Annotated in this window: 13 protein-coding genes; 10 read left to right on the top strand and 3 right to left on the bottom strand. The window is 36.2% G+C overall.

Annotated features, from left to right (window positions below):
• The first annotated feature begins 432 nt into the window (after positions 1-432).
• The 7 genes from icmW (at position 433) to CC99x_RS05405 (ending at position 6,417) form a co-directional block, all read left to right on the top strand.
• Positions 433-888 carry a type IVB secretion system protein IcmW gene (icmW, locus tag CC99x_RS05375; RefSeq protein WP_077065314.1) on the top strand — a complete coding sequence of 152 codons (456 nt, stop codon included), beginning with the start codon at positions 433-435 and terminating at the stop codon, positions 886-888.
• Positions 881-1,216 carry a hypothetical protein gene (locus CC99x_RS05380; RefSeq protein ID WP_057622924.1) on the top strand — a complete coding sequence of 112 codons (336 nt, stop codon included), beginning with the start codon at positions 881-883 and terminating at the stop codon, positions 1,214-1,216. Before icmW ends, CC99x_RS05380 begins: the two co-directional genes overlap by 8 nt.
• Positions 1,217-1,279: 63 nt before the next feature.
• Complete coding sequence (locus CC99x_RS05385; RefSeq protein WP_057622922.1) at positions 1,280-2,449, top strand: hypothetical protein; 1,170 nt, start codon at positions 1,280-1,282, stop codon at positions 2,447-2,449.
• A 116-nt stretch (positions 2,450-2,565) separates the two neighbouring features.
• Complete coding sequence (locus tag CC99x_RS05390) at positions 2,566-4,077, top strand: BCCT family transporter (protein ID WP_057622920.1); 1,512 nt, start codon at positions 2,566-2,568, stop codon at positions 4,075-4,077.
• A 161-nt stretch (positions 4,078-4,238) separates the two neighbouring features.
• On the top strand, positions 4,239-5,081 hold the full coding sequence (locus CC99x_RS05395; RefSeq protein WP_057622918.1) for a hypothetical protein: 843 nt from the start codon (positions 4,239-4,241) through the stop codon (positions 5,079-5,081).
• A gap of 155 nt (positions 5,082-5,236) precedes the next feature.
• Positions 5,237-6,103: a hypothetical protein gene (locus tag CC99x_RS05400; RefSeq protein WP_057622916.1), complete on the top strand. Its 867-nt coding sequence runs from the start codon at positions 5,237-5,239 to the stop codon at positions 6,101-6,103.
• Between the two features lie 53 nt (positions 6,104-6,156).
• Positions 6,157-6,417 (top strand): hypothetical protein, encoded by a 261-nt coding sequence (locus tag CC99x_RS05405; protein WP_235528033.1) that lies wholly within the window; start codon positions 6,157-6,159, stop codon positions 6,415-6,417.
• A gap of 143 nt (positions 6,418-6,560) precedes the next feature.
• Here CC99x_RS05405 and CC99x_RS05410 read toward each other — a convergent pair whose 3' ends face one another.
• Both CC99x_RS05410 and CC99x_RS05415 read right to left on the bottom strand, forming a co-directional pair.
• A complete protein-coding gene (locus tag CC99x_RS05410; protein ID WP_057622912.1) occupies positions 6,561-6,845 on the bottom strand; it encodes a hypothetical protein in 285 nt (94 codons plus the stop codon).
• Positions 6,846-6,850: 5 nt separating this feature from the next.
• On the bottom strand, positions 6,851-7,138 hold the full coding sequence (locus tag CC99x_RS05415; protein ID WP_057622910.1) for a hypothetical protein: 288 nt from the start codon (positions 7,136-7,138) through the stop codon (positions 6,851-6,853).
• A 441-nt stretch (positions 7,139-7,579) separates the two neighbouring features.
• Here CC99x_RS05415 and CC99x_RS05420 point away from each other — a divergent pair, with 441 nt between their 5' ends.
• Together CC99x_RS05420 and CC99x_RS05425 are read left to right on the top strand one after the other, a co-directional pair.
• Positions 7,580-7,990 carry a hypothetical protein gene (locus CC99x_RS05420; protein ID WP_259596617.1) on the top strand — a complete coding sequence of 137 codons (411 nt, stop codon included), beginning with the start codon at positions 7,580-7,582 and terminating at the stop codon, positions 7,988-7,990.
• Between the two features lie 18 nt (positions 7,991-8,008).
• Positions 8,009-8,884: a hypothetical protein gene (locus tag CC99x_RS05425; protein WP_259596618.1), complete on the top strand. Its 876-nt coding sequence runs from the start codon at positions 8,009-8,011 to the stop codon at positions 8,882-8,884.
• Between the two features lie 18 nt (positions 8,885-8,902).
• Here CC99x_RS05425 and CC99x_RS05430 read toward each other — a convergent pair whose 3' ends face one another.
• Positions 8,903-9,523, bottom strand: coding sequence for a hypothetical protein (locus CC99x_RS05430; RefSeq protein WP_057622907.1), 621 nt, complete (start codon positions 9,521-9,523; stop codon positions 8,903-8,905).
• A 255-nt stretch (positions 9,524-9,778) separates the two neighbouring features.
• Here CC99x_RS05430 and CC99x_RS05435 point away from each other — a divergent pair, with 255 nt between their 5' ends.
• Positions 9,779-13,201, top strand: coding sequence for an AAA family ATPase (locus tag CC99x_RS05435; protein ID WP_057622905.1), 3,423 nt, complete (start codon positions 9,779-9,781; stop codon positions 13,199-13,201).
• The last annotated feature ends 55 nt before the right edge of the window (positions 13,202-13,256 follow it).

Consider the following 13,256-nt stretch of genomic DNA (forward strand, 5'->3'; position numbering starts at 1 on the left):
CTACAAAGAGCTGAATATCATTAACAACGCAATCATAAGAATTTTGATTATCCAATCAATTATTTTTTCAAAAAAATGCTTTTAATTCTCTAGAGTTTTATATTAGGTCATTTCTTGAGCGTATTGAAACTATATTAAGGCTATAACTTTAGATCAGTATTTAAAATTAATGTTGGTTGATTAGGAACTTTATTCTACCAAAAGAATCCAACCGAATGACTAGAGTAAAAGACTGGTTTTTTAAGAGTGGTAGGGGTATATTAATTTAAGAAACCAACTATTTTGGACGATAAATTATAAACATGGACTATAGAATAGTTTGATAGGTTTTTTGAAATGAAAGAGGGATTGGCCTTAGGTCACAATGAAGTTTAAATCCCTGCACACATAAAATAATGAAGGCAAAATTTAAATAAAACGGGGAATAATAAAGTGCCAGATTTATCGTTAGAAGCCGTACATACCTTTTGGCATGATTACGACAAGCGAACGTTGTATAGAATCGTGACCTCAATGGAAGGTATTGAATCTTGGGCTGCCGACAAAGATCCACGTGTTGAAGAAGCACTCCTTAGATTGGGTGCTTGTTTGGATGATGTGCAAGATTTTGAATTTAACGATGAAGCTTCCATGATAAAGCTTTTGGCAAATATCCGCTCAGGACGTGCCTTACGACTGATGCAATTTCTAGATGTACTAAAACCAGGCACGGCATCAAAACTACTTATCTACGCTGAAGAACAAACCAAAGATGAAAATAAGAATAAATATGCCGATCTATTTTTAAAGCGAAATCTGGCCTTCGAAAGGTTGCAACTTTTAGGTCGCGTTTTCGCTCCAGAAAGAATCAATTTAATCTTAAAAGCATTGGAGTCTGAACATGAGTAAGTTAATCGTCTGTGCTTTAATGGGAATGAGTGTATTTTTCGTAGGAAGCGCATCAGCTCAATCACTGACTGTAAATGAAGGTATCGCTAGTACATGCGACGCCTCTGTTTTGTACAAACAATACGTTTGTCAAGGAGGTTTAGTTGATGCGGTACAACGCTACGATGAGCTTTTTAAACCACCTGCAGCCTATTTAAATCCAGTTGTTTCCGACGATAAAGGCGGCAGTTCTGGTGGGGGCGCCTTTGATAATACTGGCAGTGGCGGCGGCGACACCGGCGGTGGTGGCAGCAGTAATGAAGATTTCATGTCAGATGGTTTTCAATAAGAAATCATCCTAACGCAAAGGGCGAAACAGAATTTTTAGATATATGCATGAGGTTGGTGGATTATGAAAATGTTTAAACTACCGTACTATTTGACAAGCTTGGCGCTCGTGAGTGGACTTGGGTTTTCGCAGGTTGTGCTAGCAGAGGCGGACGGCGGAGCTTCTGTAGTGCAAGCTATTAAAGAACTTGATGCGAATAACCAAAATGGCTTTAATTCAAATGGCTTAAAGCTTGATGAAATCAGAGAGAGTGTTACCAAACACTATGAACTGAGTGATAGCGATTATAGAAACAAAGAAGTCGCATCCGCACTGATTAATTATTGGGCAGATGCTGCACTTAAAGAGTATGAATTTAAAAAAGAATTACTTTTTATGAACGCGCCAGGCACTGAAAAAGCAATTGAAGCTGGTAAACTGATTGGTGAATCTGTTGCGAATAACTATGCGCAAGAATTGGTAGAAACAAACTTTAAAAAGGCTATGGGAGCATATTGGCCAACCGAAGATGGAGCCGAGCCTATTGTTGCTCAGAGTGTTGCACCAAAAATACAGTTATTCATCGAAATGATGCGTCGAATGGAGGAAAGCCCTGGTAATGTGAATTCATTAAACCTAGGTAATATTCTTTCAAAAGATAGGGTAGAGAAAGAGGCGGCAGAAGGATTTATTGCCTATTTAACCAATCCCTATCCAAAAGTAGATCAAGAAATTGCCGCTAAGATGAAATCGGGCACAGAATTGACGGTTGCTGAAAAAGAGAAGGTTGCTGAAAAATTGATTGAATCTATCAATATGGCGCCCAGCGTAACCGCATTCAGTGAATTATTTGCAAGAAGAATTGCAGAACAAGATGCTGAGGGTACGCCAGAGGAAGAAAAACATAAAACCGTCATGGAACTTGTTAATGAATATTCTAAACTACGATTTAATACGCCAGAATGGTATGGCATGATAGGCAAAGCCTCTGATACCGCATTGCTAAGAGAAATGGTACATTTACTTGCCTACAATACGTGGATGGATCAACAAGCATTTAAGATGAAAGAGCAAGAAGTTGCGTTGCTTGCAACGATGAATGCAAACTTCACAAGAATGTATGCAGCAATGCAGGGGTTAGTAGAACAACTCGAAACACTTGAAGATGATACACGTAAACAAGCTTGGGAAGCCGAGAAGAAAATACGTGAGTTGAAACTAGAAACAGATACTACTGAAACACCTGCAGAATAGTTGTGACAGTAAGTTGGACTTGTTGCCTTTAGATGAGGTAACAAGTCTGAACATAAAATGGATATTGGATAAATAATTTGGATTTCATCGGGGCATTTGCCCCGATATTTTTTATTATGATAAAAACCTATAAAGCAGTTAATATCGTTTCTTCCCTCGTTGGCGTTTTGATTCTGAGCTGGTTGTCAATTTTTAAGCCTAATTTAATTTTACTCTACAGTGTCCCTACCTCAGTGGCAGGTTATTTATTATTGTTATTGTTTATTACACCTGCGGGAGGCATTGTTTTAGGAGATAGAACAGAAAGATTACCTTTTGTTGCCTGGCTCTCTAAAATTGTTAATGCCAATCTCATATTATTTATTTTTACGATAGCCGTATCTTATGCTTTTTTAAGTGCGGGGCCTATTTTCACTATGGGCGCACTTTCTTATGATTTTACGACTGAAATTATATCAAGTTATACGTTGACGCATTGGGGGATCTTCCCTTGGGGCATTTATGGCATTTGGGGTTTGGTGGTTGCTTATAATGCTTATATAAAAAAAGGCACGCCTTTTTTATATCAAAGCGTGGATTTTTTTCCTCTTCGCTTGCAGGCAATGTTTAAAACATTTGTGGAAAGTTCGTCTTTTATTACAACCATCTTTGCCATATGCACGATGGCAGTGACAGCCATACTTTTGTTTTCCTATTCTATTTATCAGCAATTGCATTTTCATCATTTCTTGCTGCCTTTTATCTCTGTTAGCTTTTTAGGTCTGTTGTTGCCAATATTTGCGTTGAAGTTTGGCAAGCGTATTTTCAGACGTTTGGCAAAAAGAGGATTTGGTATTTCCAGACTGATGACTATGCTCATGGCAATTTCATTTCCTTTGCTGTTATTGATTGCTTATGCAAATGGAATATTGGTTGCTGCTTCTCCGGAATTGTTTGAGAAATCAAAATGCTTGGAATGTATTAAGTATTTTAATGTAGCACCTGTAGAAGATCGCTTTGCCAGTATATATTGGGGGTGGTTTTTATTGTGGGCACCTTTGGCGGGCTCTTATTTGGCCTCTATTTCAAAAGGACGCACTATTAGAGAGCTTGTTTTTGGCATTATGTTGATGCCTGCTATCTTTTTTATTAGCATTAAATTACTAACGACCGCAGATATAAAAAGCGGCATGGCTTTTATTAACCAGCCTAGTATGCTGCCTGTTACTTTTGTTATCTTGGGCTTATTATGTTGTTGGTTTTTATTAATCATTACCAGAAATACAAATGATAATAGCTTATTTTTATCTGGTTTTTTTAAAGTATCAGATAAATTTAAGCAAGATAGGCTTAAAGTGTGTAATGCAAGTAGAGTCGTTGGTTTAAGTAAATTTGGCTCTCAGGTAGCAATTACTTTTATTATGGTTCTTTTGATGCATACAATAGCAGGATGGTACATCATGCAATTTCAAATTGTTGCATTGGCAGGTATTTTAGTGACTGCTGTTTATTGGGCAATCAATTGTATTATTATCCAATTTTTTATAGATAAAGTTTGGATTGGTAATAAAAACATCAAACCCTTCCGTTCTTCTTATGTCAAAGAATCAAAGCCTAAAAAAAATCGAAAATATAATCTTCACACATGAGTGTTCTAATCTTTTCTTATTAATTCATGTGCGTGAAATAGTATAAATTGATAACAACTTTATTGTAGTTACACTCTTAAAAAATTGATTTTTATTAGTTAGTTTGATAGGATCTTGCGCAGTCTTTTTATAACACGTTATTTTTATTTGGGGTATAGTTCATGCCACGTTATTTCTTAGCACCTATGAAAACCAAAGAAACTTTGAAAATAGCAAAAAATCTTAAAAGAACAAGCGAGTATTATCCCCGTATTATTTATTTGAATAATCCCAGAGATCTTGAATTTTTATCTAATGTTATTAAAGAAAAGGATATTTTAGAAATTCATGCTGATGGCAATCCGTGGATTATGGGGGCACAATATTCAACAAATTATGACTATAGTCCACGATTACTTGCTATGACTTTACAAAAAATATTAAAAAATTATACGCTTAATATTACCATTGATCTTAGGTTTTGTAATTCTGGAACAACGGCAACCGGCGCTAAAGGTTCTGTATGTTATGCTGAATCGCTGAGTAAATTTCTTTCAGAAGAAAAATTCTGTGCGCCAATCGTATATGGCTATGCTGCATTTGTACACTCTGAAAAGCCATTGAGACAATCACTTGTTTCAGAACATGATAAGCATGGTGCAAAAGTTGCGCATTGTAGGCTTGAGGATGGTCGAATTGTTTATCAAAATGGCAAAAAAATTGAATCTCCCTTAAAAACCTTAGTGACATCATTTGAATATGATGCAGATGATTTTCTTGAGCACGAAGTAATATGTCAAGTTACTCCTGAAAGTGCAAAATTACAGAGTCTATTAGGCACAGATGGGGCTTTGAGTGATGATAGCATTGAGCAGCTTGAGAATAGCGTTAAACACTTAAGTTTAGAACCCTTATTATTCTGCTATAGAGGTTCTCCATTGATGATACAATCAGAAGCATTTAGAACTCAAGCTGCGAGTATAGATACAGCCCCTTCAGCTGGTAATTCCATCTATAGAGTATAGTTGTAGAAAATTATTGCACTCAACTTAAATAAGTATGAACGCTTTTCTAATGAGAAGAGCGTTTGTCTGTGAAATCTTACCTCTTGTCAAAAAAAGATATAATGCTAAACATTCGTGAATTAGGATGACGTTTTCAACTGTAAAGAGACGTCACGATGAAGTTCTTTCTTTCCCCTATCAAAAACAAAGAAACAAAACATTCACCCAAAAAACTTAAAAGTAATGGTTATTTTCCACAAGTCATATATATGCAGAATGAACGTTCTGAAAAGCAGATGATGAATGCTTTGAAAGATGGGGATGTTTTAGAACTACAAGCAGACTCAATTCCATGGGTTTTAGGCGGAGAAAATGTCGATGAAAGGACAGATTTTTCTCCTTTTTCATTAGCTGAATATTTTGAAAAATTATTTGCTGATAAAAATATTGAAATAACAATTGATCTAAGATGTTGCAATTCTGGCACGATTGCAACAGGACCTAAACGTGCAAGTGATGAAGAGATCTGTTTTGCTCGTGATCTGAGTCAAGCACTCAATGATCTTGGTTTCAATCAAATAACAGTATATGGTTATACGGCGTATATTCATTCAAATAATGTTTTCAAACAATCTGCAGTTGCAGAAGGATTTAAGCATGGTGCAAAGGTTCCTCACTGTGTATTAGAGCATGCTCGCGTTGTATATAAGGATGGTTTACTGATTTCAGATTCTCTTAAAAAACTTGTTTTTGATTTTAGTTATGGCAAGAGAGACCTTGAAAAAGATTCTGCATTGAAAAATTATATGACAGATAAACTAGAGCATCAGGCTAAGTTAACCAAGAATAAACTAGATATTTTGCAATCAGAAAATGATCTAGTCGATGAGCTTCTTCAGGAAGATGGTAGTATCTCTTTGCTTTTCCTGTCTTTGGCTGATGCATCTGCAGAATCTAAAGAAAATATTTTGGATGCTATTAACAGAGAAACAGTGGATGCTCCATCATTAGAAAAGAAGCCTTCTGCAATAAGCTATATATAAAATATTGTTACAAATCATTTAGACGCCCACAATTAGTTTAGGTGGGTGTCTTTTTGCTGTTCTATGGTTTTTCAAATAACCTTTCGGTGTCCCTCCATTTTTGCAAACAGGCAGCATTGCCATCACATGCAGATAGAAATAAAGCTTTATATTCACTGAATGCAATTGTTAGAAAAAATCCCAATGCTATAAATGTAATTGATCAAAGTTGCATGGCAACGCTTAATGAAATTGCAGAAACGAGTATTCTGCCTAATGCGGGTGGAATAGCTAAAGAGATATTAAAGAATATAGATATAAACAAAAAAATTTAATTTTAGTTGATAAAGAAGATGCTTATGCTCGAATCGTATCAAGAATCTTGAATATTAAAGGAGCACAAGGAATTCTATGAAATCCCAGTAAGTTTTTATTAAATTAGAAAATAAATTTATTTCTCAATGTGTATGATAATCAATTACACTTTTAGTGCGTAGTAGTTCCCTTCACTATCTTGCTGTATACAATAACTAGGATCTGAAGCAAAACTTATATCAAAATAGGTTGTATACAGGTATCCTAATGCAGAAGTAAGCAGAGCGAATTCATAACCAGCCACATAATATCCAATAGTCCCAACAAGGGTCGTGCTTGCTAAAATTATTTTCATTAATTTCATGGATTTTGGATGAACGCAGTTACTATCGGTTAAGCAGGCTCCTCCAGATACTTCAGTAGTTTGTTGTAATGATAATTCAAACATTATAATTAGCCTTTAATAGCGTAATGATTACCTTCATCATCTTTTAAAAAAAGATAGGTTGTACCAATTTCGTAATTTTGTGCGAACGTGCTTTGAAGACCTATCCCCAAAATAGCCCCGATAATGGCGCCATAGCCACCTGCTAATAGAGTACCTCCAAAGAAGCCAATCAAACCTGCGCTAAAAATATTTATAGTTTTATCCCATTCTGATGGGTAATAAATATAAACACTGGTTATTTCATTTCCACCTGATACTTGGTTTGTTTGTGGTAAGGATAATTCAAAGATCATAATTATTTATAATTACTGATAAAGTTGGCCATTATATTCTATAAGAAGTAATTCGCAATATAATATTAAAAAAATGTTGGGCGGCTTTCAATAATCTGTAGCTATCGAGACACCTACAGCTTAAGTGGGGAGCTTCGTTGAGTATTAAGAAATTCGCGCCTTGTAAGCAAGGTTTTAGGACTATATCCCTATTTGTTGCTGTAATTTTTTATTCTTTTTCTGATTTTTTTACAGACAGCCTTCTGAATGGGGCAACGAATGGAAAGCTGGATGTTTACTTATATTTTGGGTAACTTATTGAATTATAAAAATATTTTTTGATGTCTTTATAATTAAGCATATTTAATGTAATTGCAAAAAATTGATATCAATAATTAAGGAACTAATCAAATGAAGCTCTGTCTTCACATATAAGAGACGCAGAAAAGAGGATTCATGCATATGCTGCATTTTAATCGCAATGATATACATGAATGGAATATCAGCAAAGAAGTTTTTGATGCCATGATTAAAGATTATGGCTTTAAGATTGATGAATCGAAAATCAGCATAGAGGCATTATATACAAATGCGTTGGCAAATCTGAGAAATGATGCTGAAAAGAGTTTTAAATTTCTTAAACAAGAAAAATCTACAGCTGAAGAAATAAGAGATCAATCCTTTGAAGAAAAAACCAAGATAGAGAATTTTTTTACAAATGCATTGATGATAGAGGTTGCGAAGCTAATACAAGATGAAAAATTTCAAAAACATGTTTTGATAGAGAATTTAAAGAAAGCAAACTTAGCATATATAGATTTTCTTCATCGTCATTCAAATGAAGTAAATGCTCGTATACTTGCTGATGTATAATTGCAAGAGCAAGCTGATATGCTTATGCAAGAACAACAGCTTGCTTTTGATGCGTATATGGATGATGTTGGGAATAAACTTTCAAATCTACAAGCAAAAGCAGATGCGTTGCGTGCCGAAGGAAAAATGCTGGAAGCGCATCGCAAAGAACTTGCCAAACAAATGGGTAAGAACATGGCTCAAGAGTTTGATGGATTGCGTGATGAGAAAGGCGAACCGTATTTAAAAGGAGTTCCTCAGGAGAGGAAAGAGGAGTATTTCGCTGATTTGATGGCTGAATTTGCGTCTATAGAAGTTCAAGCAGAAAAAGAAGTTGAAAAAGTGAATGCAGACATCGCTCATATTGATGCCAGACTTTCTCATTTGGAAAAACAAATATATGGTGAAAAATCATCTGTACCTTTCCATTCTAATAACGGTGCGGTCTTGGCAACATTTACCGGGCAGAGAAAGACACATCCTTGGCAAGAAGAAATCAATAACTTAAAGCAAGCGAAAGCTGCTCTTGTTGAATTTGTAAATGATACTGAAGCTAGAATTTTGAAAGATCAACAGGCCGCAATACACTCTATTGCTGATAAACATGGCATTTCTGCTGAAGCCGCATCACTATCTGTTGAAACAATTAAAGCAACAAAAGCTTATCAAACAGCGGCTGAATCATTGAAAGAGGTGACTAAAAATGTGGATGTAAATTTAGATGCACAGCATGAAGTCCGAGAAGAAGCCGCTGCTGAAATTAAAGATGTCGAGAAAAATATAGCAGAAGTAAGATCTGAAATAAAAGATCTAGACAAGATGATTCAATTAGAAGAGCAAATCGCAAAGATGCTTGAATCTATGCCTGAGAAAGCGAATGCAAATGAATCAAGACGCATCCATGCGTCTCCTTAGAGTATTTTTAGTAAAATACTACTGTGTAAATGTGATTTTCTTTGTTGAGCTAGAGTCAAGAACACTGGATGTACTTTGACCTTGTTCAGCAATCTCCGCAAGTATCTTTTGCCCAGTCTGCATTAAGAGAAGGTCTCTTCTTCTGTTTAGCTCAAGCGCGTCAGCTTCAAGGCTTTGTTGTTTTGCGATTAAAGCTTGTAGACGATCTATTTTCCAATAAACAAATTTCTGTTGATCGTCGTTGGTCAATGCGCTGATTGCGCCAGGTTTCCCAGAAATGGCTAAAAATCTTTCCGCATCTTCAGCTGTATATTTAGCTTCTGTACTCAAACTCAATTTTTCTACGGTACTGGCTAATTGTTCAACGGGGTCAGAGGAAGGTATTGTTTGTGCAGCTTTTTCTGCGGCTTCGCGTTCTCTATGAGATTTTATTATTTCTGCGTAGGATTCTTTTGCACGAGCATTGCCTTTTTTTTCAACGAAGAATTCAATAAGTGCTTTTTCACTAGGCGTTGCTGTTATGTAGGCGTCGTAATCGTAATCATCTAACAATAGAGAAAATTGAAAAACCGTTGATTTAGTTGGATGTACATATAATTTCAAATCAAATGTGCCATCTGAATGTCTACGAAGTGCCATATGCAAAAACCTTACATTTTAGCTAAAAATAAAAACAATAATTATAAATGTATGCCTATTATAAGTAAACCTGGATTTATTTTTTATAGTATAAAAATGATATAAATGAAAAAATATTTAATTGCATATACAACAATCATAAATTTTGAGCAATAAAATGAACCAATAGTAAGCACATTGACACTAAGCTTACAGAATCAAAATACCTGTTTGTGTATTAAAACATGCATATTCACCTTAAATTTGAGGTAAGTTATGAAGTTAGGCATAGAAGAGCAAATGAAGATCTTAGAGCAAGATCTTCAGGCTAAACAAAAACTATTAGAACTCCTAAAAGAAAAGAATGATCCGAGAGCTGCTGGGATAGAGCATGCCGTGACTGAGCTTGCAGCAAAGCTTAATGCCTTAAGAACGGGTACACCAATACCGGAAGAAACAGCATTTAAATTAAAGGCAAGTGAACAGTTAACAGGTAGCATAATAGAAGATAGAGTGAGAAGAATAACAGATACTCTCAATGCCTCAGCTCTTATGAAAGATGAACAAAAATCTGAAAAATTTAATAATTTTTTAGAAGAAATAACAGAGAGTGATAAACTAAGGCTCGAATCTTTTAATAATGGTGTAGAAAGTTATGGTAGTAAAACATTTGTAAAGAGTGATGGAAGAACATATCAAGTTTTTTCTGAGTATCTGCATGCTGTAGATGCACTGAGAGTTGGTGATGTTTCGAAATTAAATGATTTACTAAAATATCCAGAAGCAGGTGCATTGTTACAACATTTAGAATCAAATCTTAACTTTATCTCTGAGCTGAGTAAGATTTATCAAGAAGAGTATTCCGATAGTCTAGATAATATAGATAGTCGAGATAGTGATATGGGCGAAGAGCTCAACCTTGATGATATTCCGGATCTTTCTGGTTTTGGAGAATCAAATCCCCAATCCAAAACGCCCCCCCTCTTAGATGAAGAAGAACGTCAAAGGCAAGAAAGAGCAGAGCAAGCTCAAAGAGAGGTTGAGCAAACTCGGGAGAAAGCACTTACATCGATGGGTATAGATCCTACCAGAGAAACAGCTTCACCAGCGGAAACATTGGAAGGTAAAGCATTGACTGCAAAAGCGAGAGATTTATTAGAAGAAAATAAAAAGATAGATGAAAAGAAAGACATAGATGAGAAGCAAAGAACCAAGGAAAAGCATGAATTATTAAAAAAAATGAAAGGAGTTGCAAAGCCAATATTAGCAGCAAAGAAAAAATTTGCAGCGCAAGATGGTGATAAGAAGCAAACATTGGGTGAGATATTAGCCGATGAGACCAAATTGCCTACTAAAGGCGACATTGAGGACTCCATTGAAGCATTGTTAAATAATTTAATTGCTGGGTTTGTAGCACTACAAAAATATTATAGCGAATCGAACAAATCTGAAGCAGAAGAAAAACCATTACAATCTACAACGGATACCATTACAAGAAGCGATCCTGATAAATCAGACAAAAAAGCGACTGAGCCTACTGTTTCATCAGTGGATACAGTGGTTACGCCACCTGAACAGGCTCAAGAGCATCCACCTGGAGAAGAACCTAAACCTAAGCCTAAAATTGTTGCAGAATTAGGACCAGTGGCGCAGGGCGGCGTTATTAGCCCAAAGACACAAGAATTTTTAGAGAAAGCGAAAGATTCAGCGACAGCTATACAGGGTATGACGGATGTAATGGATATTAGTAACAATCTGGATGAGTTGAGATCAATTCAACTGCAAATGCAGCAAGATCCAAGTTTTGTGCAGTCTTCTGTTCATCAGCCACCATCTGAAGGGACGGGTATTGATTTAGGGCTTGGTCTTAAATTAGAAGGAGTTAAGAAAGTTGTAGCAGGTACAGAAGAACTTTTCACGGTTAAACCACAGCAGATACCTACTGACGAACAAGAGGATTTATTTACGATGGAGCAAGGTTCTCCTACTCCTAAAGAAGAAGATGTGGTCGATGCTGCTTTATCGGTTACTGCACATCCTAAAAACAGAGAAGATGATAAGGTGGAGCTTACAGCAAGCCAAACAGCAGCGCTTAAAGCACGTTCTAAATTACTCGATGAAAAACATTTGGATTTTAAAGATCCCATGCAAATGCTCAAAGATGATGAGTATGAGGTTTACAAGAAGCAGTATGGTGATGATTTCTTCAAAAAATTAGCAGCGACCATTGTAGAGCGCTCAGATGCGGTAAAAGATCCTTCTGCGCTTAATCCAAAGCACAAGATTCAACATCGACATGCTCAACGCACACTCGATATAGGTAATGCTGTAAAGTTTGCAGAGTGGGGGGCACGTCGTGAATTAATGGAAGCTAAAAATGATACAGCTGTTTTTAAGCAACACCAAGATGCTAAAGCGGCGTATGAAAAAATAAATGACGAATATCGCGGTGCTGAACAAGCGGTTGCTAAGAGTACAGATCAGATTGAAGTCATTAAAGCACAGCAAAAGGATTTAGATCCCGCCAGTGAGAATCATGACACGAAGAAAGCAGATCTAGAGGCTGCTTTGGATAAAGCAACGAAAGAATTGGCAGAAAACCAAAAAGCACTTGATAAAATAAAGCCAGAATTTGAAGCAAAAGAAAATGCATATAAGAGGAGTGATTATACACAAGCGCTTGCAAGAGTAGAGGTTGCTGAAAAAATTCGCCACACTTTTGAAAGCTTGCATGCATTGTCAAAATACCGAAGCCGCTATACAGAAGATAATTATAATCAACGCATGAATGAGCTAAGACAGTTGATGCAGCGTCATGATCTGAGCGACGATAATAAAAAATTAGTGCAACAAGCTGTGCAACATGCACAAGAAAATTATAATTTTCACAAAACAAAAATGTACAAACCACCTGGCTGGCGCTCAAGCCGATTTGACTCAACCAAAGATAATTTTAGCTTGAGTGATAAAAAATACAAAAAAGATTTAAAAATTGAGCATTATACAGAGCCAAATGGCAGTAAGACGGTTCAAGTAACTTTCTCCTTTAACCGTGAAAACATGTCTGGAGAAAGTCGTTCACGCTTTAATCCTGCTGGGCATAATTATGCCTATGGTCAAATGAAGCGGCAAGTAAGCCACATGTTAGATATTGCGATTGGTGAGTACAATAAAGGAAGCCCAGAAAATCCAATTCATATACGTTATGGTAAGAGCAAATCTGGAAAACAACTTGCGCAACCCGATATTGCATTGGGTATTATGATGGAGCTGAAGAAGCGAGCCGTTGAGGAAAATAGAGAATTTACAGTGATTAGCCCAGTGGACGGAAAGCGCGTACAAATTACCGCAGACAGAGAACTAAACTCTCAAGAAATGGCTATTATGCGGCATTATGCAACGGAAAAAGCCAGTATGCATAAAGGTAAAGGTAACTTTAAAGAATCTACTTATGGTGGTACGGGTATTTTGCGTCATGCTGGGCTCACAGATTCAAATGCGTTTAAAGAATCAAAAGATTCAACGCGAAATGAGAATCGAGCAATGGCCATTGACACTGCTTTACAAGCATATGTGGATAAGGAAATAGGCCATCGTGAAGCAAAATTGGATAAAGTCTTTGGCAAAGAAGCAGGAAAATTAGAAGGTAAAAGTTATAGCGAAGAGAAGAAAAAGACAGCAAGTGCAAGAGCTGGCTAAGAGGTGAGTTTATAAATTGGTTGACAATTCCTTATGATTTAGTTAAATTCCAACA

The organism is Candidatus Berkiella cookevillensis (assembly GCF_001431315.2).
Lineage (GTDB): Bacteria > Pseudomonadota > Gammaproteobacteria > Berkiellales > Berkiellaceae > Berkiella_A > Berkiella_A cookevillensis.